Raw genomic sequence first — 26,090 nt, forward strand, 5'->3', positions numbered from 1 at the left:
ATTCGTCCGGAATTCGAGTGCACCTTCAGCGTGTCGCGGGCCCCTTCAGCCCTCCTGGGGACGGTTACCGGAAGTCGTCGCAGCTTGCCGCTACGCTGATCTGACTTTTGGGGAAGTAGCTGATCGGGGGCGGTTGATGGAGGTCGATCCAGCGCGTGTACGCGAACTGGGCGGGAAGATGCGGGCGACGGCAGGCACGGTGAGGCAACTCGCGCCGCTGAGCAACGGCGTGGATTCGATCGCCGGAGCGGTAGGGGGCGAACTCGTCGTGAGTCTCCGCGACGCCGCGCGCGCACTGAACGAGGTCGTCGAATACCACGCCGAGACCTTCGACACGTACGCCAGGTTGTGCGTGACGGCCGCTGACACCTACGAGGCCGCCGACAGGGCGGGCGCCGGTGAAATCGAGGGCGGTTCCCGCGCCGGTTCCGGCAGCCCGGCGGGCGTTCCGGCGACCCCGGGAGGCTGACGCGGTGTCGGACTACACAGTCAAGACCGTATTGGGCTGGAACTTCGCGAATGCGAAAACCGTCAGTGCCTCGTTGACGTCGAGATCGACCGAGTTCGCGAACGAGGTCACGAGAGCGGCCGGCGCGTTCGACTCCTCGTGGGAGTACTGGAAGGGGTATGGCGGCGAGGAGGCCAGACAGGCCTCCCAGTCCGACGCCGAGATCACCAACAAGAGCGCCACGGTCATCGGTGACGTGGCGGAGAAATTCAACTCGCGGGTGTCAGAACTCGAAGGAGAAATCGAGCACCTCCGTGCGAAGGTCCAGGAAGCCGAGGATTCGGAGTACTCCCTCAGGGTGAAGGACGACGGGAGCGTGTACTCGACCAAATCCAACTTCGAGTGGCTCCGGATCTGGAAGGCAGCCTTTCCGGTGAAAATCGCCGACAAAGAGGCGGCCGAGGGCTTCTTCACCGCAGCGATCCGGGGGTCGCTCGCTCGTGTCGAGGACATCGACCGCCGGGGTTCGGAGGAGCTGCGTTCCGTACTCGAGCGGCTTCCCGACTCGGTGAAGCTGGGTGCGACGGGCGTTCCGTCCGACCCCAGGCTCGCCGAGATCCTCCTCAAGTACCAGACCGACGCGTCCAGAGGTGGCGCCCGATTGTGGCCGAGTGGTGCGCTCCTCGAGACGATCCGCGCCGTGGTCCCCGGCTTCGAGCCCCAGTTCTTGACACCGGAGGAGGTCGCGATGCTGACGTTGATGGCCGCCTCCGGCCCGGCCGGCCCGGCCAAGGTCGCCAAGGTCTTCGAGATCCGCTCGATAGCCGACGATGTCGCCGACAGCAGGCACGTCGACCGAAAAGGCAACGGCCCGAAGACGAGTTCAGACGGCCACGGGGATGCGTTCCGCCACACATTCTGGAATGCGCTGATGACCAAAGAGTTCGGGGCGGAATGGACCGAGCGGTTCGCGACCGCACACGAGGGCCTCGGAGGCAACCTTCCCAGCCGGGAGGCGATGGACCTCTACAACAACGAAGTCGGTCGCCGCATCGCGACAGCGCACCCGGACGCGAGCCCCAGGGAACTCGCCGACCTCGTGGACAAGGCCGTCCGTGACGGAGAAACCCTTGTGATCAATTCCGACAATCAGATCGCTTGGAGCGACCAGGTCAGGGAGCACCACACCGGCAAGCCGCCGCTCACCGACATCCCACTCCCGGCAGGTGGAAACTGATCATGCGCGAGATCGACAAGATGCTGCACCGCGTGGCAGCAGTGGCCACCGCAGTCCTGGCCATCGCCACGGTCAGCGGTTGTGCCGGAATATCGCCGATCGGTCGGACCACCACCGAAGAGAACTGCGACACCCGATTCGAGGTCCATGAGAACCCCCAGCCGCTGGGGTCATCCGAGAAATTCCGCCAAGCGGCCACCGAACTGGCCGAGGCAGGCACGGCATCCACGACCCTCGGCGAGGTCGCGCAAAGGGCCGGGTGGCGCGGTACCTGGGATCGCATGCTCCCGATCGACGACAGCGCCACGTCGAGCGACATCAACGCGATGGCCGGCACGAGCGGGATCTGCTTTCTCGGTATCCACGAGAGTGACCCCGACTCCGGCACGCGAGGCTGGTACATCTTCTTCCACGGTCAACAGCCGGTGCAGTCCATGTACTGGGACTGGTACTCCGGCTTCGTCCGACTGGACCGGGACGCACCGAGCACCGTCCAGCGCGACGAACCGCTCACCGCATCGACGGAATTCGACCCCCCGGAACTCGTGACCACGACCGGAGGCGGCTGACACCGGGCCGAACTTCCCGACACGCCCTGAGGGCGTCAGGTCAGCCCAGCGCCGCCTCGACCTCGTCGCGCGCCTGCACGAACGCGTCGCGCAGCGCGGCGACGTCGGGACCGGCGCGGAGAACACCACGCGAGCTCGCCGGCAGCACCCACGCGGGATCGGCACCGTCGAAGACCACCTTCAGGTCCTGGGCCGTCGCCCCCTGAGCGCCCAGGCCCGGAGCCAGGATCGGCCCGTTCAGTCCGGCCAGGTCCAGTCCGTGCTCGCGGGTCGCACCCACGACGAGACCCACGGTGGCGGTGCCGTCGGCGTTCTCGGCGGCAGCTGCGTCGACGATCGACTGCGCGACCGTCCGCTCCCCCGTCGGTGTCTTCTTCGTCAGGGCCGTCTGGACGTCGCCGCCCTCCGGGTTCGACGTGCGGGCCAGGACGAAGACGCCGCGCTCCCCCGCACGCGCCAGGTCCAGTGCAGGACGCAGCGACTCGTAGCCGAGGTACGGCGAGGCGGTCACCGAGTCGGCGCACAGCGGCGAGGCGTCGCCCAGCCAGGCCTGCGCGTACGCCGACATGGTCGAGCCGATGTCACCGCGCTTGGCGTCGGCGATCACCAGGGCACCCGCCTCGCGGCATCCCGCGATGACCCGTTCGAGCACCGCGAAGCCCGCGGCGCCGAACGGCTCGAAGAAGGCGACCTGGGGTTTGATCACCGCCGCCGACGGGGCCAGCGCCTCGACGCAGATGTCGGCGAAGCGCGACAACCCGTCGACGGACACCTCCAGACCCCAGTCGGTCAGCAGCGCGGCGTGCGGATCGATACCCGCACACAGGCGTCCGCGTTCGGCCGTCACCTGCCGGTAGCGGGCGCCGAAGCCGGACGCTTCGGTCATGAGAGGCCGGCCATGTCCGCGTGGCGTCGCTGGATGGAGCGCACCGCGACGTCGCCGTTGATGGCGGCCTCGATGCCCTGGACCGCGGCGCTGGCACCCTGCACCGTGGTGATGCACGGGATGTTGACCGACACTGCGGCACTGCGGATCTCGTAGCCGTCGACACGCGGGCCCGAGTTGCCGTACGGGGTGTTGATCACCATGGTTACCTCACCCGCGCGGATGATGTCCACGACGGTCCGCTGCCCCTCGGCGGCCTCGAAGTGCTTGAGCACGGTCTCACACTTGATCCCGTTGCGGCGCAGCACATCCGCGGTGCCCTCGGTGGCCAGGATCTCGAAACCGAGGTCGGCGAGGTGCTTGACCGGGAAGATCAGCGCCCGCTTGTCCTTGTTGGCCACCGACACGAAGATCTTGCCGCTGGTGGGCAGCGATCCGTAGGCGGCGGTCTGCGACTTGGCGAAGGCGCGACCGAAGTCGGCGTCGATGCCCATGACCTCACCGGTGGACTTCATCTCCGGGCTCAGCAGGTTGTCGACCCCGCTGCCGTCCTCGCGGCGGAACCGGTTGAACGGCAGCACCGCTTCCTTCACCGAGATCGGTGCGGACGCAGGCGCCTCGCCGCCGTCGCCGGTCTCCGGCAGGATGCCCTGCTTGCGCAGATCGGCGATCGACGAGCCGAGCATGACGCGGGCACAGGCCTTGGCCAGCGGCACCGCGGTCGCCTTGGAGACGAACGGCACCGTGCGGCTCGCGCGCGGATTCGCTTCCAGCACATAGAGGACGTCGTCCTTGAGTGCGTACTGGACGTTGAGCAGACCCTTCACGCCGATGCCCTTGGCGAGCGCCTCGGTGGAGGTGCGGACCATCTCCAGGTCGGCGCGGCCGAGCGTGACCGGCGGCAGCGCACACGCCGAGTCACCGGAGTGGATACCGGCCTCCTCGATGTGCTCCATCACGCCACCGATGTAGACCTCGTCGCCGTCGCACAGTGCGTCGACGTCGATCTCCACCGCGTCCTCGAGGAAGCGGTCGACGAGGACCGGGTGGTCGGGAGTCAGTTCGGTGGCACGAGAGATGTAGTCCTCCAAGGACTTCTCGTCGTAGACGATCTCCATGCCGCGGCCGCCCAGGACGTACGACGGACGCACGAGCACCGGGTAGCCGATGCGAGCGGCGGTGTCGCGGGCCTCGGCGAAGCTGGTCGCGGTGCCGAACGCCGGGGCGGGCAGTCCGGCCTCGGTGAGGACCTTGCCGAACTCGCCGCGATCCTCGGCGAGGTCGATGGCGGCCGGGCTGGTACCGACGATCGGCACTCCGGCTTCTTCGAGCCGGCGTGCCAGGCCCAGTGGCGTCTGGCCGCCGAGCTGCACGATGACACCGGCGACGGTGCCCGACTGGGATTCGGCGTAGTAGACCTCGAGCACGTCCTCGAAGGTGAGCGGCTCGAAGTACAGGCGATCTGCGGTGTCGTAGTCGGTCGAGACCGTCTCCGGGTTGCAGTTGACCATCACGGTCTCGTAGCCGGCCTCGGTCAGGGTGAGGGCGGCGTGGACGCACGAGTAGTCGAACTCGATGCCCTGACCGATGCGGTTGGGGCCCGAACCGAGGATCAGCACCTTGGGACGATCGGGCTGCGGGGCGATCTCGCTGGTCGCCGCCGGATCGAGCTCATAGGTCGAGTAGTGGTACGGGGTCTTCGCCTCGAACTCGGCCGCACAGGTGTCGACGGTCTTGTAGACCGGGCGCACACCGAGCGACAGACGATGCGCGCGCACGGCCGCCTCGTCCTCGAACTCGGGTCGGAGAGCAGCGATCTGACGGTCGGAGAAACCGTTCGACTTCGCCTCGCGCAGCAGGGCCTCGTCGAGGGTGTCGGCGTCGCGGAGCTCCGCACCGAGCGCGGCGATGCCGCCGATCTCGGCCAGGAACCACGGGTCGATGGCGGTGGCCTCGTAGAGGTCCTCGATCGTGGCACCGGCGTCGAAGGCCAGCATCAGCTTGTACAGACGCCCGTCCTTCGGCGTCTTGATCTCCTCGAGCAGCGCCGGCAGATTGACGGTCTTCGGGTCGGGCCGGTTGGGCTCCACCCAGAAGCCGCCGGCCTTGGTCTCCAGCGAGCGCATGACCTTGCCGAGCGCCTCGGCGAAGCTGCGGCCCAGACTCATGGCCTCGCCGACCGACTTCATCGTGGTGGTCAGCGTGTCGTCGGCGCCCGGGAACTTCTCGAACGCGAACCGCGGGGCCTTGACCACGACGTAGTCGAGCGTCGGCTCGAAACAGGCCGGGGTCTCCTTGGTGATGTCGTTGACGATCTCGTCGAGGCTGTAGCCGATCGCGAGCTTCGCGGCGATCTTGGCGATCGGGAAACCGGTGGCCTTCGACGCCAGCGCCGACGACCGCGACACACGCGGGTTCATCTCGATGACGACGAGGCGGCCGTCGCGCGGGTCCTGGGCGAACTGGATGTTGCAGCCGCCGGTGTCGACGCCGACCTCACGCAGGATGTCGATCGAGAGATCGCGCATGATCTGGTACTCGCGGTCAGTGAGCGTCATCGCCGGGGCGACGGTCACCGAGTCGCCGGTGTGCACACCGACCGGGTCGAGGTTCTCGATCGAGCAGACGACCACCACGTTGTCGCGGTTGTCGCGCATCAGCTCGAGCTCGTATTCCTTCCAACCGAGGATCGACTCCTCGATGAGGACGTTGGCGGTCGGCGACGCGGCCAGGCCACCACCGGCGATGCGGTTGAGGTCGTCCTCGTCGTATGCCATACCGGAGCCGAGGCCACCCATGGTGAACGACGGACGCACGACCACCGGGTAGCCGAGCTCGGCCACGGTCGCCCGGACTTCGTCCATGTTGTGGCAGACCGCCGAGCGGGCGCTCTCGCCGCCGACCTTGGCGACGATGTCCTTGAACATCTGGCGGTCCTCGCCGCGCTGGATGGCGTCGAAGTCGGCACCGATCAGCTCGATGTCGTACTTCTCCAGTGAGCCCCGATCATGAAGCGCGACTGCGGTGTTCAGCGCCGTCTGACCACCCAAGGTGGCGAGCACGGCGTCGATGGGATGACCGGCGTCGCGCTCGGCCTCGATGACCTTCTCCACGAACTCGGCCGTGATCGGCTCGATGTAGGTGGCATCGGCGAACTCCGGGTCGGTCATGATCGTCGCCGGGTTGGAGTTCACCAGGCTGACGCGCAGGCCCTCGGCCTTGAGCACGCGGCAGGCCTGGGTGCCCGAGTAGTCGAATTCACAGGCCTGGCCGATGACGATCGGTCCGGAACCGATGACCAGGACGTGGTTGATGTCTTCGCGGCGCGGCATCAGGCCTTCACTCCTTGCGCACGGTCGCCCTCGAGCAGGGTGACGAATTTGTCGAACAGATACGCGGCGTCGTGGGGACCGGCGGCCGCCTCCGGGTGGTACTGCACGGAGAAGGCGCGGCCGGAGAGGAGCTCGACGCCCTCCACGGTGCCGTCGTTGGCGCAGACGTGGCTGACCCGGGCGCGGCCGAAGTCGGAGTCGAACTCCTCCCCCGCCTCGCCCTCGAGTGCGAAGCCGTGGTTCTGCGCGGTGATCGAGACCTTGCCGGTGGCGTGGTCGACGACCGGGATGTTGATACCCCGGTGCCCGAACTTCATCTTGTAGGTGCCGCGCCCGAGAGCGCGGCCCAGGATCTGGTTGCCGAAGCAGATGCCGAACAGCGGCAGGTTCTGCCCCAGGACACCGCGCGTGAACTCGACGATGTCGTCGGCGGTCGCCGGGTCGCCCGGGCCGTTGGACAGGAAGACGCCGTCGGGCTTGAGGTCGGCGATGGCGTCGAGGGCGATGGTTGCCGGCAGCACATGCGTGCGGACGCCGCGCTCGGCGAACATGCGCGGGGTGTTGGTCTTGATCCCGAGGTCGATGGCCGCGACGGTGAACCGGTGCTGATCGACGGGCTCGACGACGTAGCCGTCGGTGGTGGTGACCTCGTCGGCGAGGCGCGCACCCTTCATGTCCGGCTGGTTGCGGACCCGGCCGACGAGTTCGTCGGTGTCGGCGAGCGCCGGTCCGGAGAAGATGCCGGCCTTCATCGAGCCGTGGTCGCGGAGGACGCGGACCACGGTGCGGGTGTCGATCCCGCCGATGCCGACGATGCCCTGCTCGACGAGTTCGTCCTCGAGCGAGGTGGTCGCGCGCCAGTTCGAGACGCGTCGCGTGGGGTTGCGCACCGCGTACCCGGCCACCCAGATCTTGCCGGAGTCGCCGTCGACCCCGGTGCTGCCCGCGCTGCCGGTGCTCTCGCCGTCCTCGGTGTTCCAGCCGGTGTTGCCGATCTGCGGCGCGGTGGCCACGACGATCTGCCGGTGGTAACTCGGGTCGGTCAGGGTTTCCTGGTAGCCGGTCATCGCGGTGCAGAACACCGCTTCACCGAGGGTCTCGCCCACTGCGCCGAAGCTCCGGCCGGTGAACACCTGGCCGTTCTCCAGCACCAAGACCGCTGCGTTCATTCCTGTGTCCCCTGTTCACTGTCATGCTGCCCGGCAAAGGCGTTCACCCAGCCGGGATAGATCGATTTGTCGTCGGCGCGGATTCCCGAGTCGATCTCGGTGCCGCTGGGCAGGACCCACCGGATCACCAGGACGCCGTCGGCGCTCATCACCTTGCCCGCGATGCCGCGTTCGGTGCGGACCGCGGTGATCGACTCACGCGGAATCCAGATGTCGCTCGCGCCCTGACGGGAGATGAGGACTCCCGCCGCGAACTCGGCGATCGACGCCGACGCGCGGTCGGAGATGTCACCGACGACCACGCGGTTCTGCCAGCTCGGCGCCATCGTGGAACCGAGGTAGAGGCCGGTGTCGGGGCCGCGTCGTTCCGCCCCGGGATCGGCCGGGACGGCGGGCAGTTCGCCGATGAGTTCGGCCTGTGCCGTCTGCTTCTTCTTGTTGCCCGTGATCAGCAGGTAGAACATCGACAGCAGGCCGAGCACGATGAGCACGCACACGCCGATGAACCACGCGTTGAACACCACTCGCCCGTAGCCGAGCAGGGTGCCGATCACCGAGGCGACCACGACGACCACGAGGATGCCGGGGAGGATGCCGCGCCGGATGTTCATCGGGTCACCTGGCCCTCGCGTGTGGTGACCACCCCGCGCAGGACGGTGGCGGTGATGGTCGCCGGCATCGTCATCTCCTCGAACGGGGTGTTGCGCGACAGGCTGGCCAGCTCGTCTCCGCGGACCACCCACGAGGTGTCCGGGTCGACGACCGTGAGGTTGGCGGGTTCGCCGACCTCGATCGGGCGGCCCTGATCGGTCAGTTCGACGATCTGCGCCGGCCGTTCGCTCATGACCCGCGCGACGCCTCGCCAATCGAGGAGCCCGGGCTTCACCAGGGTCTCGACGACGATCGGGAGCGCGGTCTGCAGCCCGAGCATGCCCGGCTTCGCCTGGGCGAACTCGCAGCACTTCTCCTGCGCGGCGTGCGGCGCATGGTCGGTGGCCACACAGTCGACGATCCCATCAGCGAGGGCCCGGCGCAGGGCTTCCTTGTCACGTACCTCCCGCAGCGGCGGATTGACCTTGTTGACCGGGTCATACGGTGCACATGGAGGCCCGCTCGCTTCGCTCCCGGCGCCGGCCAACCTGCTGTCGTCGAGGAGCAGGTGGTGCGGGGTCACCTCGGCGGTGATCGCGATCCCCTGGTCCTTGGCCCAGCGCAGCAGTTCGACGGTGCCCTCGGTCGACGCGTGGCAGATGTGGATGCGGGCGCCGGCGTCACGCGCGAGCAGCGCGTCGCGGATGACGATCGACTCCTCGGCGGCGCGCGGCCAGCCGGCGAGCCCGAGCCGCGACGCGGTGGGGCCCTCGTTGGCGACGGCGCCGACGGTCAGGCGCGGTTCCTCGGCGTGCTGGGCGATGAGCACACCCAGTCCGGTCGCGTACTCCAGGGCGCGGCGCATGAGCAGTGGGTCGGAGACGCACTTGCCGTCGTCGCTGAACATCCGGACGCCCGCGGCGCCGGCGTTCATCATGCCCATCTCGGCGAGCTGGCGGCCCTCGAGTCCGACGGTGACCGCACCAACCGGGTACACGTCGACGAGCCCGACCTCGCGGCCGGAGCGCCACACGTTGTCGGTGACGGTCGAGTTGTCGGCGACCGGGCTGGTGTTGGCCATCGCGAACACCGCGGTGTAACCGCCGAGCGCGGCGGCCTCGGACCCGGACCGGATGGTCTCGGTGTCCTCACGGCCGGGTTCGCGCAGGTGCGTGTGGAGGTCGACGAAACCGGGCAGCAGCACGCCGCCGTTGCCCTGGATGCGCTCGGCGTCTTCGGGTGCCGAGAGTCCCGTGCCGATCTCGGTGATGACGCCGTCGACGACGAGGACATCGACCGGCTCGCCCTCGCCGTAGGGACGTACCTCGCCGATCAGGACGGTTCCGGTTGCCGGGGCGGTCACTTGCGAACTCCTGTCGTGCTGGGGGTCGGCGTACTCGTTGTCACAGCTGGGCTCCCGCGGAATCGGAGCCGACGAGTAGCCGGAAGAGGACCGCCATGCGCACGTGGACGCCGTTGCGCACCTGTTCGAGGACGGTGGCCTTGGGCGAATCGGCGACGGACCATCCGATCTCCATGCCGCGCAGCATCGGGCCCGGATGCAGGATCACCGCGTCGTCGGCGAGCATCGCGAGGCGGCGGTCGTTGAGTCCGTAGCGGACCGAGTACTCGCGGGCGCTCGGGAAGAAGCCGCCGTTCATCCGCTCGGCCTGGACCCGCAGCATCATGACCGCGTCGACCGCGGGCAGCTCGGCGTCGAGGCTGTTCGAGACGGTGACCGGCCACTCCCCCACACCCGCCGGGAGCAGGGTCGGCGGGGCGACGAGGACGACCTCGGCACCGAGGGTCGACAGCAGGTGTGCGTTCGACCGGGCGACCCGCGAGTGCACGACGTCGCCGACGATCGCGATGCGACGCCCGTCGAGCGAGCCGAGCCGCTGACGCAGCGTGAGCGCGTCGAGGAGCGCCTGCGTGGGATGTTCGTGCGTGCCGTCACCGGCATTGATGATCGCCGGACCCTCACCGTCGGAATCGGTGGTCCAGTCGGCGATCTGGGCGGGCGCACCCGACGCGGGGTGGCGGACGATCAGGGCGTCGGCACCCGCGGCGTGCAGGGTCTTGACCGTGTCGCGGAGCGATTCGCCTTTGCCCACAGAGGAACTCGAGGCGCTGACGTTGATGACGTCGGCGCTCATCCATTTGCCGGCGACCTCGAAGGAGACGCGGGTGCGGGTCGAGTTCTCGTAGAACACCGTCATGACGGTCCGGCCGCGCAGCGTCGGGAGCTTGCGGACCTCGCGGCCGGTGAGTGCCTGTTCGAAACGCTCGGCATCGTCGAGGAGTGCGGTGGCCTCGTCCCGGCTGAGGTCCTGCGTGGAGAGCAGGTGCCGCATCACGAATCACCCTCGGCGGCAACGGTATCGGCGGCCGAACTCAGGACCACCTCGTCGACTCCGTCGTGTTCGGTGAGATGCACCGAGACCTGCTCGTCGCGAGCCGTCGGGATGTTCTTGCCGACATAGTCCGCGCGCAGCGGGAGTTCGCGATGACCGCGATCCACCAGCACCGCGAGCTGAACCGCGGCGGGGCGGCCCAGGTCGCGCAGCGCGTCGAGGGCGGCGCGGACCGTGCGTCCGGAGTAGAGCACGTCGTCGACGAGGATCACGATCGCGCCGTCGACGCCGCCGGCCGGGACCATGGTCCGTTCGAGCGGGCGATGCGGCTTGCCGCGCAGATCGTCGCGGTAGAGGGTGATGTCGAGATAGCCGACGGGCACCTCGACTCCGGCGAACTCACCGATCTTGGAACCCAGACGTGTCGCGAGAGATGTTCCGCGAGTGGGGATTCCGATGAGAACGACGCGCGGGGCGTCGGGCGAGTCCAGAGCTGTCTTCTCGATCACCTGGTGTGCGACACGAGCAATCGTGCGCGACACGTCAGCGGCATCGAGCAGCACCCTGGGGGCGGGGCTGGCCAAAGCCGACCTCCTTCTCCGCCTCGCAGGACGGATCGTTAAAGGATGTCTGTCTCGCGACACATTACACCGCGTCGCGAGACAGACGAATTCCCGCGACCTGCGCCACATTCTCGACGCATCGCGTCACTCCGGGCGAGGCCGGAGAAGAGCACCGCGTCAGTCCGCGGCGGAATCGCCGGTGGCCGGTCCGCTGCTGGGTTCGGCGGACGCGGCGGCGCGGACCTGCGGGGCGAGCTCGGCGATCTTGGCGAGCACGCCGTTGACGAAGGCCGGCGAATCGTCGGTGGACAGCTCCTTGGCGAGCTCCACCGCCTCGTCGACCACCACGATGGTGTCGACGTCGAGCGAGTTGAACAGCTCCCAGGTCGCCAGGCGCATGATGGCGCGGTCGACGGCGGGCAGACGCTCGAGCGTCCACTCCCGCAGATGGGAGGAGATGACCGCGTCGATCTGGTCCTGGTCGGCGGCCAGACCCGTGATCACCGTGTCGGTGTAGTCGTGGATCGAGCCGACGCTCTCATCGCTGCGGACGTATTCGCGGCGTTCGGCGACCAGCTGCGCGGGGCTGACCTTCTTGGCTTCGGCTTCGAAGAGAAGGTCGACCGCGCGCCGCCGCGCCTTGTGTCGGGTTCCGGGTTGTTTCACAGGTCAGGAGTTGACGCGGCCGAGGTAGCTGCCGTCCCGCGAGTCGACCTTGAGCTTGTCGCCGGTGTTGATGAACAGCGGGACCTGGATCTCGGCACCGGTCTCCAGCGTGGCGGGCTTGGTGCCACCGGTGGAACGGTCGCCCTGCAGACCCGGGTCGGTCTGGGCGACGATCAGCTCGACGGTGACGGGCAGCTCGACGAAGAGGGGGTTGCCCTCGTTGAGCGACACCTGGACCCGCATGTTCTCCAGCAGGAAGCGCGCGCCGTCGCCGACGACGGCCGGCGGCAGGGAGAACTGCTCGTAGTCCTCCGCGTCCATGAAGACGTAGTCGGTGCCGTCGTTGTACAGGAAGGTCATGTCCCGGCGGTCGACGGTCGCGGTCTCGACCTTGACGCCGGCGTTGAACGTCTTGTCGACGGTCTTGCCGCTGAGCACGTTCTTGATCTTGGTGCGCACGAACGCGGGGCCCTTGCCCGGCTTGACGTGCTGGAACTCCTGGATCTGCCAGAGCTGGTCGTCCATGCGCAGCACGAGGCCGTTCTTGAAATCGGCGGTGGTCGCCATGTGGTGTTTCTTCCCTTGCAGTCAGATGACGGTGAATGTCTTGTCGGTGGTGGTCAACAGTTCCGGGTCGCCTGCTGTGACGACCAGGGTGTCCTCGATCCTGACCCCACCCCATCCGGGTAGGTAGACACCGGGCTCCACGGTGACCGCAGCACCGCATGGGAGTGTACCCGCCGCGAGTTTGCCGATTCCCGGCGCTTCGTGGATCTCGAGGCCCACACCGTGGCCGAGTCCGTGCACGTAGTGCTCGCCGTGCCCCGCGTCGTCGATGACGTCGCGCGCCGCGGCGTCCACCTCCCGCAGGTCGGCGCCCGGGGTCAGTGCGGCCCGTCCGGCCGCCTGTGCGGTCGCGACGAGGTCGTAGATGTCGCGCTGCCAGTCCGCGGCGCGGCCCAGCACGAAGGTGCGGGTCATGTCCGAGTGGTACCCGCCCACGACAGCGCCGAAGTCGATCTTGACGAGGTCGCCGTCGGCCAGCGCGGTGTGCGTGGGCCGGTGATGCGGGATCGCCGAGTGCGCTCCCGCGGCCACGATGGTCTCGAACGCGATGCCGTCGGCGCCGAGCCGGTACATCGCGAACTCCAGCGCACGGGCGGCCTCGCGTTCGGTGGTGCCGGCACGCAGGACACCGTCGGCGATGATCTGGGCGAGCGCGGCGTCACCGATCGCGCAGGCGGCCCGCAGCAGCGCGATCTCGCCCGCGTCCTTGACCGTCCGCAATTCCTGCACCACGCCGGTGAGCCCGACGAGCTCGACGCCGGAGTCCTCGATCGATGCGGCCAGCGCGCGGTGGCCGGCGACGGTCTCGGCGTCGGCCTCGAAGCCGATGCGCGTGGCGCCCGCGGTCTGCGCGTGCGCCACCAGGGCCGGGACACAGGCGCGTTCGATGACGGCCCGGACGTCGGGGACCTGCGCGGCGACCTGGGTGACGTAGCGCCCGTCGGTGGCGATCCGGTCGCCCGCCGGGTCGGACGCGTCGATGAGGACCGCCGCGTTGGAACCCGTGAAGCCCGTCAGGTAGCGGACGTTGACGAGGTCGGAGACGACGAACGCCGCCACCTGCTCGTCGGCACCCGAGCGGGCGCGTAAGTGGTCGCGCAGCCGGTCTCGGCGACCGGCTGTGTCGTGGATGATCGGCACCCGAGCAACGCTACGGCGGGATGTCCGACTGTGCGAACCGGCACGCGGAGCCGGCCACATCGACCAGGTGTGTCCGCAATCACGGCAGCGATGCGTAGTATGACGCGCATGTCTTCGTGGTTGGTGCGCGGTCTGTCCATGACCGCAGTTCACGTCCTCGCCCGAATCCTGCTCGGTGTGGCGGTGGTCGAGGCCCCGCTGAACTCCACCGTGTGGCGGACCGTCGCCATCGCTGCGGTGGTCCTGATCGCCCTGGTCTGGGGCGGTTTCGACGGTATCCGCGATGCCCGCGCCAACCCTGATCCGGACGACTACGAGGACCTCACCGTGCGCTGGCTCAAGGCCGGCGTCCTGGCCGGGGTCGCCGCCGGGCTGATCTCCTGGATCCTCGGCAACACGGTACTCGCCGGAATCGGCCAGGCCGGGCTGTTCGTCGAGCTGATCGCCGGCGCCTCGTTCACCGCGCTGCTGGTGTTCGTCCCGGCCTTCGTCGGCGCGGCCATAGGACGCTGGCTGGTCCGCCGCGAGCAGAACAAGGGTGCCGCCGAGGACGACTGGTCGGTCCACGAGGATCGTCACGCCGACGCGACCGCGCAGTAGCCCTCCGACAAACGGACGAACCCCACGGCCTCGAGGTCGTGGGGTTCGTCCGTCTCTGACTGTGTGGCGCCTAGAGCAGGACCGACGTGCTCTTGCCCGCTCCACCGGCGACCGCCGAGTAGGCGGCTGCGATGAGACCCGGGTCGGGTCCCTCGAGCCGTCCCGGCTTGGCCAGTCCGTCGAGCACGACGAACCGCAGCACACCCGACCGGTTCTTCTTGTCCCCCGCCATGCCCTCGAGCAGGTCGGCGAAGGCGTCGGGGTCGTAGGTGGTCGGCAGGCCGACGAGTTCCAGCACCGACCGGTGGCGGTCGGCGGTCGCGTCGTCGAGTCGCCCGGCCAGGCGCGCCAGTTCGGCGGCGAACACCAGGCCCACCGACACCGCGGCGCCGTGACGCCAGCGGTAGCGCTCACGCCGCTCGATCGCGTGCCCCAGGGTGTGGCCGTAGTTGAGGATCTCGCGCAGCGAGGATTCCTTCAGGTCGGCCGACACGACGTCGGCCTTCACCTGCACCGACCGGCGGATCAGTTCCGGCAGGACCGGACCGGTCGGGTCGAGGGCGGCCTCCGGATCGGCCTCGATGATGTCGAGGATGGTCGGGTCGGCGATGAAACCGGTCTTGATGACCTCGGCGAGTCCGGCGACGATCTCGTTGCGGGGCACCGTCTCGAGCGTGCCGATGTCGATCAGGACCGCGTCGGGCTCGTGGAACGAGCCGACGAGGTTCTTACCGGCCTCGGTGTTGATGCCGGTCTTGCCGCCCACCGCGGCGTCGACCATGGCCAGCAGCGTGGTCGGGACGTGGATGACGCCGATGCCGCGCATCCAGGTGGCGGCGACGAACCCGGAGAGATCGGTGGCGGCACCGCCGCCGAGGCTGATGACCTTGTCGTTGCGCTTGAGACCGATCCGGCCGAAGACCTCCCAGCAGAAGGCCGCGACGGACAGGTCCTTGCCGGCCTCGGCATCCGGGATCTCGATGCGGTGGGCGTCGAAACCCTTGTCCGCCAAGAACGCCCGGATCTGCTCGGCGGTCTGGTTGAGCGGCGGCTGGTACAGGATGGCGATACGGTCGGCGCCCGCGGCGGCCTCGGCGACCTCGCCGAGCAGCCCACGGCCGATCGTCACGTCATAGGGCGCACCGGCGTTGACGCGGATCGCTACGGGTTCGGGTTCGGTCATGAGTGGAGTCCTCACATCAGTTCGCGGCGAGTTCGGTGACGATGGCATCGGCGACGGCGTCGGGTGCGGCGTCGGCGTCCACCTCGATGGTGCAGACCGACGAGTAGATGCCGGTGCGCTCGGCGAGCAGTTCGGCATAGCGGGCGGCCGGATCCTCGGTGGCGAGCAGCGGCCGGTCGGTGCCGGAGACCCGCTCGTAACCGCGTTCGGGACTGACACGCAGGTACACCACGCGCTGACCGGCCAGCGCGTCGCGAACACCGGGCGTGGTGACCGCGCCGCCGCCGAGCGACACCACCCCGCCGTGGTTGTCGAGCACGTCGGTGACGACGTTCTCCTCGATCGTGCGGAACGCGTCGACGCCGTCGGAGGAGAAGATCTCGGGGATGCTGCGGCCGGTCCGGCGGATCAGCTCGATGTCGGTGTCGATGAAGTCGACGCCGAGCCGGTCGGCGAGCAGACGCCCGACGGTCGACTTACCCGCACCCATGAAGCCGATCAGCACGGCGGCGGGGCGTCGGCCCGTGGTCGCCCGCGTGGGGGTCGGCGTCTGTGTCATGGGCGCGGCGGGCGCGCGTGGACGGCAGTCAGGTAGGCGCCGAGGTTGGCGGAGGTCTCGGCGACCGAGTCGCCGCCGAACTTGTCCAGGGCGGCCTGGGCCACGACGAGCGCGACCATCGCCTCGGCGACCACGCCGGCCGCGGGCACCGCACACACGTCCGAGCGCTGATGGATCGCGCTCGCGGTCTCCCCCGTCTCCATGTCGACGGTCGACAGGGCGCGCGGCACCGTCGAGATCGGCTTCATCGCGATCCGGACGCGCAGATCCTCGCCGTTGGTCATGCCGCCCTCGAGTCCGCCCGCACGGTTGGTCGACCGCAGGACGCCGTCGGGTCCGGGCACCATCTCATCGTGGGCCTCGCTGCCGCGGCGGCGGGCGGTGGTGAAGCCGTCGCCGACCTCGACACCCTTGATGGCCTGGATGCCCATCAGCGCGGCGGCCAGCCGCGCGTCGAGGCGGGTCTCGCCGCTGACGTGTGAGCCGAGGCCGACGGGCACGCCGGTCGCGACGATCTCGACGACGCCGCCGAGGGTGTCGCCGTCCTTCTTGGCGGCCTCGATCTCGTCGATCATCGACTTCTCGGCGTCGGCGTCGAAGGCGCGGACCGGGCTGGCGTCGATGGCCTCGAGATCGCCGATGGTCGGCGACGGGCCCACGTAGGGATCGCTCGCGCCGATCGAGATCACGTGCGAGATGACCTCGATGCCGAAGACCTGGCGCAGGAAGTTGCGTGCGACGGTGCCGGCCGCGACCCGGGCCGCGGTCTCACGGGCGCTGGCGCGTTCGAGCACCGGGCGCGCGTCGTCGAAGCCGTACTTGAGCATCCCCGAGTAGTCGGCGTGACCGGGACGGGGACGGGTCAGCGGCGCGTTGCGGGCGCTGCCCTCGAGTTCCGCGGCATCGACCGGGTCGGCCGCCATCACGGTCTCCCACTTCGGCCACTCGGTGTTGCCGATCTCGATGGCCACCGGGCCACCCATCGTGAGACCGTGGCGGACGCCACCGATCACGGTGACCTTGTCGGCCTCGAACTTCATCCGCGCGCCGCGGCCGTAACCGAGGCGACGGCGGGCGAGCTGTTCGGCGATGTCCGACGAGGTCACCTCGACCCCGGCGACCATGCCCTCGACGAGGGCGACCAATGCGGGTCCGTGGGATTCTCCGGCAGTTATCCAGCGCAGCACAGTGATCAATTGTTCCATGTGCCCCACAACTCCCTGACAGCGGTCGTGGGGCGGGCCGGTTCAGGGCAGATCGGTCACGACGATCAGCGCGCCGACGAGGGCCGGGGCGTGGGCCTGCCCCCGCTGCGGCGCTTTCCGGCCGTCCACCGTGATCGCCACGACCGAGACCGCCACCAGGGAGAGCAGAGCGGCGAGACCCACCGTGACCAGCGCCGCGTCCCACCGCAGCGCGAGTCCCCCGCAGGCGAACGCCAGTTTGACGTCACCGCCGCCGCACCAGCCGGCGAGGAAGGTCAGCAGATACGGGCTGACGGCGACCAGCGCGGCGAGTCCCACTGCCGGTTCCGTGATCGCGGTGACGCCCACCGCCCAGAGTCCGGGCCAGACCATCGCGTTGGGGATGCGCCGCGTGCGTGCGTCGGTGACGGCGATCATGAGCAGCCACAGCAGGATCGCGAGCTCGACCATGTGCCGAGCATCGTGGGTCGCGAGCGGCCTGCCGGTGAGATCTCCACAGCCTGCGGGATCTCCACAGCGTCAGGCGTCGGGGATGAGCGCCTTCGTCATCGCCTCGCGGGGTGCCGGGAGTCCGGTGAACAGCTCGACCTGACGGAACGCCTGGTTCAGCAGCATGACCAGTCCCCCGACGACCGTGCCGCCGGCCGCCGACACGGTCTGTGCCAGTGGCGTCGGCCAGGGGTCGTAGATCACGTCGACGACCCGGCGCGCATGGGCGATGGCCGGCGCGATGGTCTCGGCGGCCGGTGCGGGCACCGTCGACACGACGACCGACGCGTCGTGACAACGACGTTCGAGTTCGGCACCGGCGTCGAACGACACGAACCCGCCGTCGAGATCCAGGCGTTCGCACAGCTCCAGGACCGCTGCGGCGCGGCCGGCGTCGCGCGCGACGATCGAGATCGTCGCGACGCCGACCTCGGCGAGGGCCATGACGGTCGGCAGCGCCGTCCCGCCGGCGCCGATCACGACCGCCTGGGGAGCTGCTCCCGCCGCGATGTCGGTGTCGACGCCCAGCTCGGTCAGCGCGCCGGTCATGCCGTCGATGTCGGTGCAGTCCGCGCGCCAGCCGCCGTCGATGCGCACCAGCGTGTTGGCCGATCCGACCAGCGTGGCGCGTTCCGTGCGCTCGGTGGCGAAGTCCAGGGCGGCCAGCTTGTTGGGCATGGTCACCGAGAACCCGACGAACTCGGGCGCCGCGTCGGACACGATCCCGGGCAGGCGGTCGGCGGTGCACTCGATCCGGTCGTAGGTCCAGCCGTCGAGCCCCAGGGCGCGATACGCGGCGAGATGCACTGCGGGTGAACGCGAATGGCCGATCGGCGAACCGAGGACGGCCGCCCGACGGTGGTCACCGTAGGGCGAGCGGCTCACGCGCATCCCGTCGACACGAGCTTGTTCCGGCAGGCGACCTCGCGGTTGCGCTTGTGTTCCTCGAAGGTGTTCGCGAACAACGTGGTTCCCGCGGTGTCGACGGTCACGAAGTACAACCACGAACCCGGTGCGGGATCGAGCATCGCCTCGAGTGCCGGGACACCGACAGCCGCGATCGGGGTCGGCGGAAGACCCTTGTAGCGGTAGGTGTTCCACTCGTTGTCGGCCTTGTACGCCTCACCGTGCACGTCGATGTTGGTGACCGCGGCGGTGTAGTTCTGCGTCGAGTCCATCTCCAGCCGCTGGTCCTCGTCCAGACGGTTGCGGATGACGCGGGCGACCTTCGGCGCGTCCTCGACGTGCCGCACCTCGCGTTCGACGATCGACGCCGCGACCAGGGTCTCGTACGGCGCGAGTCCGGACTTGTTGTTGTCCACCAGACCCCACTGATCGAACATCACGCCGCTCTTGGAGATCATCTCGTTCAGGATCTGCACAGCGGTGTGATCGGGTTCCACACGCTCCCAGGTGGTGGGCGCGATGAGGCCCTCGATGCGACGGTGGTCGCCGGTCATCGACGCCACGTTCTCCTTGGCCCACTCGGGTACCCCGAGATCCTCGGGGGTCGCCGTGGCGGCAGCCTCCTCCAGCTGCGCCACGGTGACGCCTTCGGGCTGACCGTTGACCTCGGTCGACGTGGCGTTCTGGATCAGCTGGAAGATGCCCGGTGTGATCTTGCCGTCGACGCCGGTCTTGGAGTCGAGCTGGAGACCCGGCGGGATGACCACTCGTCCGACGCGATGCTGGGCGCTCTCGTCGGTGAGCATCTCGACGGCGGTCGTCGCCGGGATCTGCGTCCGCATCTTGTAGAGCCCACCGGAGATCGGCTGGCCGTCCGCGGCGTCGATGAAAGCACGCACGCTACCGACCACGTCGGCATCGACCAGGATGTTGCCGAAGTCGGCGAGGGTCGAGTTCTCGGGGATGTCGACGATGACGTCGCTCACGCCCGCCGTGTTGGCGTAGTCCTTGCGCGACTCCAGCACTCCGGTGGCACGCAGACCGTAGTATCCGACGCCGCCGACGAGGGCGAGCATGAACACGACGGCGAGCGCCAGGACCACACGGCGCTTCTTCCGGTTCGCGCCGGTGCGTCGGCGACGCGGGCGGCGCGGTTCCGATGACGGCTCGGCGTCGTCGGCCCCGGGCCACCAGTCGTCCTCGTCGCGACCACGGTGTCCGCGCGGGGCGACCGGCACGGGCTCGGTGTACGCGGGCTCCTCGACCTCGACGTCGCTGAATTCGCGCTCGTCGTACCGGGGTTCGAGGTACTCGGGCTCGAGGTCGGCCGCGCTGTGCGGAGACGTCGGCGGCGGAGTCGGGGCCGGAGGAGGCGGGGGCACGGGTCGCCGAGGTGCGACCGGTGGCGGCGGAGCCGCCGGCTGCGCCCTCGGCGGTTGCGGGGGCTGTCCGCCCGGCGGGATCCGGACGGGCGTCGCGCGCCGGTTCGGGTCGGCCTGGCCACCCCGGAGCGGCGGGGTCGGGGTACCGGGCTGCGGCTCCGCCTGATCCGCACGCCGGCGGCGGTGCCGTGTGCTCGACGATCCCTCGGCCGGCTGCGTGAAGTACCGCAGACGCTCCGGATCCATGCCGTCGGCACGGTGCCCATGGTTGTCCCGGTGTCGCGTGCGACGCCGTTCTTCGGTCACCGCCGGCTCCCCTCCCGATTCTGTCGAGGGATCATCGGACTCACCGTCGCGCATCCAGCCATCCCTGAAGGATAGCGACCGCGGCCGCCTGATCGATGACACCTCGTGACGACTTCACCGTCCGTCCGCTCGCGTGCAGCGCCTGCTGCGCGGTCACGGTGGTGAATCGTTCGTCCTGCCAATGCACCTCGGCCGGCGCGATGCGCTCGGCGAGGCGGTCACCGAAGTCGCGCGCGGTCTCCGCGGCGACCCCGGTGGTGTTCTTCAGCGTCTTCGGCAGACCGATGACCACACCGATCGCCTCATACTCGTTCACCAGGTCCACGATCCGATCCAGATCGGTTGTGGCCGAAGGTGTTCGACGGACCGTTTCCACCGGTGTGGCGAGGATCCCGTCGGGATCGCACACCGCCACACCGATCCGGACACTCCCGACGTCGATCCCGAGAAGGCGACCGCGTCGGCGCGGCGGACCTTGGTCAGACGGCATCAGCCGACGAACTCACGAATACGCGACAGGGCGGCGCCGACGCCACCGGGTTCGGTTCCCGAGCCCTGGGCCAGATCGGGCTTGCCACCGCCACGTCCACCGACGAGCGGCGCCACCTCCTTGACCAGATCACCGGCCTTGATGCCGGCGTCACGGGCCGCGGCGGTCGTGGCGATCACGAACGGCACCTTGGCATCCGGCCCCTCGCCGTTCGGCGAGAAGAGGGCGATGACGGCCTGGCGGTCGGCGACCCGGCCACGCAGATCGGTGACGACCGAACGCAGTCCGTTGGCGTCGAGGCCGGGGACCTGACCCTCGACGACGAGCGTGGCGCCGACGGTGGTCGCGGTGTCGAGGAGTCCCGAGACGGCCGCCTGGGCCTGTTCGGCTCGCACCCGCGCGAGTTCCTTCTCGGCGTCACGCAGTTTGGTGACGAGCTGTTCGACGCGGCCGGGCACCTCCTCGGAGGGCACCTTCAGCGAGGACGCCAGACCGGCGAGCAGCGCGCGCTCCTTGGACAGAAAGCGGAACGAGTCCATGCCGACGTAGGCCTCGACGCGGCGCACACCGGAACCGACGGATGACTCGCCGATCAGGGTGATCGGACCGATCTGCGACGACGACACGACGTGCGTGCCGCCGCAGAGTTCCATCGAGAACGGACCGCCGATCTCGACGACGCGCACGACGTCGCCGTAGTTCTCGCCGAAGAGCGCCATCGCGCCCATCGCCTTGGCCTCGTCGAGTCCGGTCTCGAAGGTGTTGACCTGGTAGTTGGCCTCGACGGCCGCGTTCGAGATCTCCTCGATCTCGCGACGCTGCGCCTCGGTGACCGGGCCGCTCGCGTTGAAGTCGAAACGCAGGTAGCCGGGACGGTTGAGCGAACCGGCCTGTGTCGCACCGGGTCCGAGCACCTCGCGCAGTGCGGCGTGCACCATGTGGGTGCCCGAGTGGCCCTGCGTCGCGCCGTGACGCCACGCGGTGTCGACGGCGGCGAGGACCTCGTCGCCCTCCTCGATCTCGCCCTCGTCCACCCGAACCTTGTGCAGCCACACCGACTTTCCGAGCTTCTGCACGTCGGTGACCGACAGGCGCACACCGGAACCGGTGGTGATGGTGCCGATGTCGGCCATCTGGCCGCCCGACTCGGCGTAGAGCGGGGTGCGGTCGAGCACGAGGGTGAGTTCCTGCCCGGCCGTCGCCGCCGGCACGCGTGCGCCGTCGGCGACCAGGCCGAGTACGCGGGCCTCGGAAACGAGTTCGTCGAAGCCGGTGAACTCGGTGGGTCCGCGGTCGAGGAAGTCGCGGTACACGCTCAGGTCGGCGTGCCCGGTCTTGCGTGCGGTGGCGTCGGCCTTGGCGCGCTGCTTCTGCTCGGCCATCAGGGCGGTGAAGCCCTCCTGGTCGACCTGCAGGCCGGCCTCGGCGGCCATCTCGAGGGTGAGGTCGATAGGGAAGCCGTAGGTGTCGTGCAGGGTGAACGCGTCGGCACCGGTGATCGTGGTGCTCGCGGACTTCTTGGTCGCGGTGGCGGCGTCGGCGAACAGCTTCGATCCGGCGGCGAGGGTCTTGGCGAAGGAGGTCTCCTCCCCCACCGCGACGCCCACGATGTGGGTGCGCTGGGTCTCGAGTTCGGGGTACGACGGGGCCATCAGATCGATGACCTTGTTGATGATCGTGCCCATCGTCGCCTGGTTGTCGCCCGCGCCGAGCAGTCGCATCGACCGCACGACGCGGCGCAGGAGGCGTCGGAGCACGTAGCCGCGGCCGTCGTTGCCGGGCAGCACGCCGTCGCCGATCAGCAGCGCCGAGGTGCGGGCGTGGTCGGCGATCACGCGGAAGCGCACGTCGTCGGCGTGCGAACCGGCGCCGTAGGCGCGACCGGTCAGCTCGGCGGCCAGATCGATGATCGGCTTGAGCAGGTCGGTCTCGTAGACGTTGTCGACACCCTGCAGGATGCAGGCGACACGCTCGACGCCCATGCCGGTGTCGATGTTCTTCTTGGGCAGAGGTCCGAGGATCTCGTAGTTGTCCTTGCCGCCGCCCGGACCGCGGACGTTCTGCATGAACACGAGATTCCAGATCTCGATGTAGCGGTCCTCGTCGGCCTCCGGGCCGCCCTCGATGCCGTATTCGGGGCCGCGGTCGTAGAAGATCTCCGAACACGGACCACACGGTCCGGGGACACCCATCGACCAGTAGTTGTCCTTCAGTCCGCGACGCTGGATGCGCTCGGCGGGGACACCGATCTCGTCACGCCAGATGGCCTCGGCCTCGTCGTCGTCGAGATAGACGGTGGGCCACAGCTTCTGCGGGTCGATGCCGTAGCCGCCGTCTTCGACGCTGTTGGTCAGGAGCGTCCAGGCGAAGCTGATGGCCTCGCGCTTGAAGTAGTCGCCGAAGGAGAAGTTGCCCGCCATCTGGAAGAAGGTGTTGTGGCGGGTGGTGATGCCGACCTCGTCGATGTCGAGGGTGCGGACACACTTCTGCACGCTGGTCGCGCGGGAGTACGGCGGGGTCTGCTCGCCGAGGAAGTAGGGCTTGAACGGAACCATGCCGGCGTTGACGAACAGCAGGTTGGGGTCGTCGAGCAGCAGCGAGGCGCTGGGCACCTCGGTGTGGCCGGCCTTGATGAAGTGGTCCAGAAAACGCTTCCGGATGTCATGCGTCTGCACTGTTGGTCTTGTCCTCGCCGTTGGTTGTCGCGACATCCCAGAGTACCGTCGGCGCGTCGTGGAACCGGTCCCGGGACTTCCATCCCGGCATCTGGGGCCCGATCAGCGGGATCGGCGGCGCTTGACGGCACCCCGGACGATGGATCTCAGGCGGGCGACACGCGGCCCGATCTCCCGTTCGAGCCCGTGGTCGGTGGGTTCGTAGTAGTCGACGCCGACGAGCTCGTCCGGCGGGTACTGCTGGGCCACGACCCCGTCCGGGTCGTCGTGCGGATACCGGTAGGCGACGCCGTTGCCGAGTTTCTTGGCGCCCGCGTAATGGCTGTCGCGCAGGTGTGCGGGTACGGCCCGGGCCTTGCCCGCTTCGACGTCGGCCAGCGCGGCGCCGATCGCCGACACGACGCCCGCCGACTTCGGCGCGGTCGCCAGATGGATGGTCGCCTGGGTCAGCGCCAGCTTCGCCTCCGGCATGCCGACGAGGTTGACCACCTGCGCGGCGGCGACTGCGGTCTGCAGCGCGGTGGGATCGGCCATGCCGATGTCCTCGCTGGCGTGGATCATCAGACGCCGGGCGATGAACCGCGGGTCCTCCCCCGCCGCTATCATCCGCGCCAGGTAGTGCACGGCGGCGTCGACGTCGGAACCGCGGATCGACTTGATGAACGCGCTGGTCACGTCGTAGTGCTGGTCGCCGTCGCGGTCGTACCGCACCGCGGCGCGGTCGATGGCCGTCTCGACGTCGGCGAGGTCGACCTGGGTGGTCGAGTCGGCGCTGGCCTCGAGCGCCGTCAGCGCCCGCCGGGCGTCGCCGCCGGCGACCGCCACCAGATGGTCGTACGCGGCGTCGGTCACCTCGACCTGCCCGTCGAGGCCGCGCGGGTCGGCGACGGCCCGCGTGAGCACCTCACGGATGTCGTCGTCGGTGAGCGATCGGAGCTGGAGCACGAGCGACCGCGACAGCAGGGGCGCGACGACGGAGAACGACGGGTTCTCGGTGGTCGCCGCCACGAGCAGCACGATCCGGTTCTCCACCGCATCGAGCAGCGCGTCCTGCTGGGTCTTGGAGAACCGATGGACCTCGTCGATGAACAGCACGGTCTGCTGCCCCTCGATGAGGCGGCGCCGCGCCACGTCGATGACGGCGCGCACCTCCTTGACGCCCGCCGACAGCGCCGACAGCGCCTCGAACCGGCCGCCGGTCGCTCGCGCGATCAGCGACGCCATCGTCGTCTTGCCGGTTCCCGGCGGACCGTAGAGCAGCACCGACGCCGCGCCCACCCCGCTGATCAGGCGTCGCAGCGGCGAACCGTCGCCGAGCAGATGCTGCTGACCGACGATCTCGTCGAGGGTCTGCGGGCGCATCCGAACCGCGAGGGGTGCGGTCGGTGAGGGCGACGCGGTCAGACCGTCGGCGCCGCGCGTCAGCCCACCGGCTCCGGCCCGGGAATCCACGGGCGGGTCGAACAATCCGTCCACGAGCCGATCAGGCCATCCAGATGCGCTGCAACGCGAGACCCGTCGCAGTGGCGAAGTCGGCGATCTCGTCCTCACCGGCACGACCGGCGGCCGCGGCGAGATCGGTCCAGCGGGACACGAGCACCCGCGGATCATTGGTGTGCAGCGCCCAGTCGTGGGTGAAACCGTCGGCACTCTCGGCCGGGACGCCCGCGGCGGAGTTCTGGAGTGCCGGGTCGAACGGGGTCATCTCCATACTCGCGTCGGCGTCCGCGAACTCGGGGTCGATCAGGTCGGGGTCGGCGGGCAGCATCCAGGCGGTCGACAGCCACACCCACAGCAGCCGGGCGACGAGCACCTTGCGCTGCATCTCACGCTCGTGCGCGAGGGCCGGCCAGATCGGGTTCACCTCCGACCGCCAGGCGTCGACCATCGACACCTCGAGATCGGTGGCGCGGGCCGCGGCGCGCGCGGGCAGCTGCGCGGTCATGGTGACCACCGCGTAGGCGATGTCGAGCGTGGCGTCGCGGAACCCGCCCCACTCGTAGTCCATGAACTGCACGCCGTCGTCGTTCAGCATGATGTTCTCGGGACCCACGTCCGACGGACTGAAGGCACGATGCTCGCCGTCGTCGAACAGGGCGGCGGCCGTCTCGAGCGCCTCGATGACCCGGGCCGGCACCTGCACCCCGAGCGCGACGGCGTGTCCGGAGAGCGCCTCGACCGAGCGTCGGGCCTCGTCACGGAGGATGTCGCGGCCCTCGGTACCCGACGGACCGCGGCGAACCAGCGCCAGGAAGTCGATCTCGCCGCCGACGGTCGCCGCGTGCATGCGGCCCAGGGCCTGTCCCCAGGCACTCACCGCGCGGGAGGTCTCCACCGGGTCGGTGCCGTCGAGGAACTCGAGCATGGACCGGCCGTGACCGAGGTCGGAGAGCACCATGATGCGGAGATCCGGGTCCGAGGCGATGAGCTGCGGACCCGGCCGCGACTCGCTCGGGAGCGCGGTCGCGTACTTGTAGGCGGCGATCTCGCGGTGGAAGGCCTGCGGGTTCTCGTGCTCGGGCAGCACCTTGATGACCAGCGAACGGTCCAGGCTGAGGGGGTTCTGCGCCACCCTCACCCGCACCACCGTCGTACGCCCGCTACCACCGAGGTCCTCGGGGTCGTCGAGGACTACGGAGGAACCGGCGCGGTGTGACAGCAGCGCCTCTGCCGCCCGCACCACGCTGGTGATGCGGCTTTCAGTAATGACCGTCATGTCGTATTCCAAGGTACCCGTTGCAACGGTGTCGCAACACCGGTGTTCATCGTTCTG

At 69.2% G+C, this 26,090-nt stretch carries 24 protein-coding genes; 4 read left to right on the top strand and 20 right to left on the bottom strand.

The window, feature by feature from the left end:
* Positions 1 to 136 precede the first annotated feature (136 nt).
* Genes BLU62_RS08035 through BLU62_RS08045 form a run of 3 tightly spaced genes read left to right on the top strand, consistent with a single transcriptional unit; the run spans position 137 to position 2,254 of the window.
* Entirely contained in the window at positions 137 to 469 is a 333-nt protein-coding gene (locus BLU62_RS08035; RefSeq protein WP_074849036.1) for a WXG100 family type VII secretion target, read from the top strand.
* Positions 470 to 473: 4 nt separating this feature from the next.
* Positions 474 to 1,685, top strand: coding sequence for a DUF6973 domain-containing protein (locus BLU62_RS08040; protein ID WP_074849037.1), 1,212 nt, complete (start codon positions 474 to 476; stop codon positions 1,683 to 1,685).
* 2 nt (positions 1,686 to 1,687) lie between these two features.
* Positions 1,688 to 2,254 (top strand): hypothetical protein, encoded by a 567-nt coding sequence (locus BLU62_RS08045; RefSeq protein ID WP_074849038.1) that lies wholly within the window; start codon positions 1,688 to 1,690, stop codon positions 2,252 to 2,254.
* Between the two features lie 40 nt (positions 2,255 to 2,294).
* Here BLU62_RS08045 and pyrF read toward each other — a convergent pair whose 3' ends face one another.
* The 10 genes from pyrF to BLU62_RS08095 form a co-directional block, all read right to left on the bottom strand.
* Positions 2,295 to 3,140, bottom strand: a complete 846-nt coding sequence (gene pyrF, locus BLU62_RS08050) for an orotidine-5'-phosphate decarboxylase (protein WP_074849039.1) — start codon at positions 3,138 to 3,140, stop codon at positions 2,295 to 2,297.
* A complete protein-coding gene (gene carB / locus BLU62_RS08055; protein WP_074849040.1) occupies positions 3,137 to 6,472 on the bottom strand; it encodes a carbamoyl-phosphate synthase large subunit in 3,336 nt (1,111 codons plus the stop codon). The genes pyrF and carB overlap by 4 nt, the downstream gene beginning before the upstream one ends.
* Entirely contained in the window at positions 6,472 to 7,641 is a 1,170-nt protein-coding gene (gene carA, locus BLU62_RS08060; protein WP_074849041.1) for a glutamine-hydrolyzing carbamoyl-phosphate synthase small subunit, read from the bottom strand. The genes carB and carA overlap by 1 nt, the downstream gene beginning before the upstream one ends.
* Complete coding sequence (locus tag BLU62_RS08065) at positions 7,638 to 8,252, bottom strand: PH-like domain-containing protein (protein WP_074849042.1); 615 nt, start codon at positions 8,250 to 8,252, stop codon at positions 7,638 to 7,640. The genes carA and BLU62_RS08065 overlap by 4 nt, the downstream gene beginning before the upstream one ends.
* Positions 8,249 to 9,595 (bottom strand): dihydroorotase, encoded by a 1,347-nt coding sequence (locus tag BLU62_RS08070; RefSeq protein ID WP_074849043.1) that lies wholly within the window; start codon positions 9,593 to 9,595, stop codon positions 8,249 to 8,251. The genes BLU62_RS08065 and BLU62_RS08070 overlap by 4 nt, the downstream gene beginning before the upstream one ends.
* Before the next feature lie 40 nt (positions 9,596 to 9,635).
* Positions 9,636 to 10,586, bottom strand: a complete 951-nt coding sequence (locus tag BLU62_RS08075) for an aspartate carbamoyltransferase catalytic subunit (protein WP_074849044.1) — start codon at positions 10,584 to 10,586, stop codon at positions 9,636 to 9,638.
* Positions 10,586 to 11,170, bottom strand: coding sequence for a bifunctional pyr operon transcriptional regulator/uracil phosphoribosyltransferase PyrR (gene pyrR / locus BLU62_RS08080; RefSeq protein ID WP_074849045.1), 585 nt, complete (start codon positions 11,168 to 11,170; stop codon positions 10,586 to 10,588). Before pyrR ends, BLU62_RS08075 begins: the two co-directional genes overlap by 1 nt.
* Before the next feature lie 156 nt (positions 11,171 to 11,326).
* The gene (gene nusB, locus BLU62_RS08085) at positions 11,327 to 11,815 is read right to left on the bottom strand and encodes a transcription antitermination factor NusB (protein ID WP_074849046.1); all 489 of its coding nucleotides are present in this window, start codon (positions 11,813 to 11,815) and stop codon (positions 11,327 to 11,329) included.
* A gap of 3 nt (positions 11,816 to 11,818) precedes the next feature.
* A complete protein-coding gene (gene efp, locus BLU62_RS08090; protein WP_074849047.1) occupies positions 11,819 to 12,382 on the bottom strand; it encodes an elongation factor P in 564 nt (187 codons plus the stop codon).
* Between the two features lie 21 nt (positions 12,383 to 12,403).
* The gene (locus BLU62_RS08095; RefSeq protein WP_074849048.1) at positions 12,404 to 13,522 is read right to left on the bottom strand and encodes a M24 family metallopeptidase; all 1,119 of its coding nucleotides are present in this window, start codon (positions 13,520 to 13,522) and stop codon (positions 12,404 to 12,406) included.
* A gap of 108 nt (positions 13,523 to 13,630) precedes the next feature.
* Here BLU62_RS08095 and BLU62_RS08100 point away from each other — a divergent pair, with 108 nt between their 5' ends.
* Positions 13,631 to 14,122, top strand: coding sequence for a B-4DMT family transporter (locus BLU62_RS08100; protein WP_074849049.1), 492 nt, complete (start codon positions 13,631 to 13,633; stop codon positions 14,120 to 14,122).
* Between the two features lie 70 nt (positions 14,123 to 14,192).
* On the opposite strand, the gene aroB is transcribed toward BLU62_RS08100, so the two are convergent.
* The 10 genes from aroB to BLU62_RS08150 all read right to left on the bottom strand — a co-directional run bounded on the left by aroB (position 14,193) and on the right by BLU62_RS08150 (position 26,033).
* A complete protein-coding gene (gene aroB, locus BLU62_RS08105; RefSeq protein ID WP_074849050.1) occupies positions 14,193 to 15,305 on the bottom strand; it encodes a 3-dehydroquinate synthase in 1,113 nt (370 codons plus the stop codon).
* A gap of 16 nt (positions 15,306 to 15,321) precedes the next feature.
* Positions 15,322 to 15,864 carry a shikimate kinase gene (locus tag BLU62_RS08110; protein ID WP_074849051.1) on the bottom strand — a complete coding sequence of 181 codons (543 nt, stop codon included), beginning with the start codon at positions 15,862 to 15,864 and terminating at the stop codon, positions 15,322 to 15,324.
* On the bottom strand, positions 15,861 to 17,069 hold the full coding sequence (gene aroC / locus BLU62_RS08115; protein WP_074849052.1) for a chorismate synthase: 1,209 nt from the start codon (positions 17,067 to 17,069) through the stop codon (positions 15,861 to 15,863). Before aroC ends, BLU62_RS08110 begins: the two co-directional genes overlap by 4 nt.
* Before the next feature lie 42 nt (positions 17,070 to 17,111).
* On the bottom strand, positions 17,112 to 17,519 hold the full coding sequence (locus BLU62_RS08120; RefSeq protein ID WP_074849053.1) for a prepilin peptidase: 408 nt from the start codon (positions 17,517 to 17,519) through the stop codon (positions 17,112 to 17,114).
* A gap of 69 nt (positions 17,520 to 17,588) precedes the next feature.
* On the bottom strand, positions 17,589 to 18,443 hold the full coding sequence (locus tag BLU62_RS08125) for a shikimate dehydrogenase (protein ID WP_074852764.1): 855 nt from the start codon (positions 18,441 to 18,443) through the stop codon (positions 17,589 to 17,591).
* The gene (locus BLU62_RS08130) at positions 18,440 to 20,206 is read right to left on the bottom strand and encodes an endolytic transglycosylase MltG (RefSeq protein ID WP_074849054.1); all 1,767 of its coding nucleotides are present in this window, start codon (positions 20,204 to 20,206) and stop codon (positions 18,440 to 18,442) included. The genes BLU62_RS08125 and BLU62_RS08130 overlap by 4 nt, the downstream gene beginning before the upstream one ends.
* Positions 20,193 to 20,642, bottom strand: a complete 450-nt coding sequence (gene ruvX / locus BLU62_RS08135; RefSeq protein ID WP_074849055.1) for a Holliday junction resolvase RuvX — start codon at positions 20,640 to 20,642, stop codon at positions 20,193 to 20,195. The genes BLU62_RS08130 and ruvX overlap by 14 nt, the downstream gene beginning before the upstream one ends.
* Positions 20,642 to 23,317: an alanine--tRNA ligase gene (alaS, locus tag BLU62_RS08140; protein WP_074849056.1), complete on the bottom strand. Its 2,676-nt coding sequence runs from the start codon at positions 23,315 to 23,317 to the stop codon at positions 20,642 to 20,644. Before alaS ends, ruvX begins: the two co-directional genes overlap by 1 nt.
* Positions 23,318 to 23,419: 102 nt before the next feature.
* Complete coding sequence (locus BLU62_RS08145; protein WP_074849057.1) at positions 23,420 to 24,793, bottom strand: replication-associated recombination protein A; 1,374 nt, start codon at positions 24,791 to 24,793, stop codon at positions 23,420 to 23,422.
* Between the two features lie 7 nt (positions 24,794 to 24,800).
* Positions 24,801 to 26,033, bottom strand: coding sequence for a phosphotransferase (locus tag BLU62_RS08150; protein WP_074849058.1), 1,233 nt, complete (start codon positions 26,031 to 26,033; stop codon positions 24,801 to 24,803).
* Positions 26,034 to 26,090 lie beyond the last annotated feature (57 nt).

Source organism: Gordonia westfalica (assembly GCF_900105725.1).
Lineage (GTDB): Bacteria > Actinomycetota > Actinomycetes > Mycobacteriales > Mycobacteriaceae > Gordonia > Gordonia westfalica.

What these genes read in the sequence shown, in the direction of transcription:
- BLU62_RS08035 (WP_074849036.1), top strand. Translation starts at nt 137, where the DNA reads ATGGAGGTCGATCCAGCGCGTGTACGCGAACTGGGCGGGAAGATGCGG.
- BLU62_RS08045 (WP_074849038.1), top strand. Translation starts at nt 1,688, where the DNA reads ATGCGCGAGATCGACAAGATGCTGCACCGCGTGGCAGCAGTGGCCACC.
- pyrF (WP_074849039.1), bottom strand. Translation starts at nt 3,140, where the DNA reads ATGACCGAAGCGTCCGGCTTCGGCGCCCGCTACCGGCAGGTGACGGCC.
- carB (WP_074849040.1), bottom strand. Translation starts at nt 6,472, where the DNA reads ATGCCGCGCCGCGAAGACATCAACCACGTCCTGGTCATCGGTTCCGGA.
- carA (WP_074849041.1), bottom strand. Translation starts at nt 7,641, where the DNA reads ATGAACGCAGCGGTCTTGGTGCTGGAGAACGGCCAGGTGTTCACCGGC.
- BLU62_RS08065 (WP_074849042.1), bottom strand. Translation starts at nt 8,252, where the DNA reads ATGAACATCCGGCGCGGCATCCTCCCCGGCATCCTCGTGGTCGTCGTG.
- BLU62_RS08075 (WP_074849044.1), bottom strand. Translation starts at nt 10,586, where the DNA reads ATGCGGCACCTGCTCTCCACGCAGGACCTCAGCCGGGACGAGGCCACC.
- efp (WP_074849047.1), bottom strand. Translation starts at nt 12,382, where the DNA reads ATGGCGACCACCGCCGATTTCAAGAACGGCCTCGTGCTGCGCATGGAC.
- BLU62_RS08100 (WP_074849049.1), top strand. Translation starts at nt 13,631, where the DNA reads ATGTCTTCGTGGTTGGTGCGCGGTCTGTCCATGACCGCAGTTCACGTC.
- aroB (WP_074849050.1), bottom strand. Translation starts at nt 15,305, where the DNA reads ATGACCGAACCCGAACCCGTAGCGATCCGCGTCAACGCCGGTGCGCCC.
- BLU62_RS08110 (WP_074849051.1), bottom strand. Translation starts at nt 15,864, where the DNA reads ATGACACAGACGCCGACCCCCACGCGGGCGACCACGGGCCGACGCCCC.
- aroC (WP_074849052.1), bottom strand. Translation starts at nt 17,069, where the DNA reads ATGGAACAATTGATCACTGTGCTGCGCTGGATAACTGCCGGAGAATCC.
- BLU62_RS08120 (WP_074849053.1), bottom strand. Translation starts at nt 17,519, where the DNA reads ATGGTCGAGCTCGCGATCCTGCTGTGGCTGCTCATGATCGCCGTCACC.
- BLU62_RS08130 (WP_074849054.1), bottom strand. Translation starts at nt 20,206, where the DNA reads ATGCGCGACGGTGAGTCCGATGATCCCTCGACAGAATCGGGAGGGGAG.
- ruvX (WP_074849055.1), bottom strand. Translation starts at nt 20,642, where the DNA reads ATGCCGTCTGACCAAGGTCCGCCGCGCCGACGCGGTCGCCTTCTCGGG.
- BLU62_RS08150 (WP_074849058.1), bottom strand. Translation starts at nt 26,033, where the DNA reads ATGACGGTCATTACTGAAAGCCGCATCACCAGCGTGGTGCGGGCGGCA.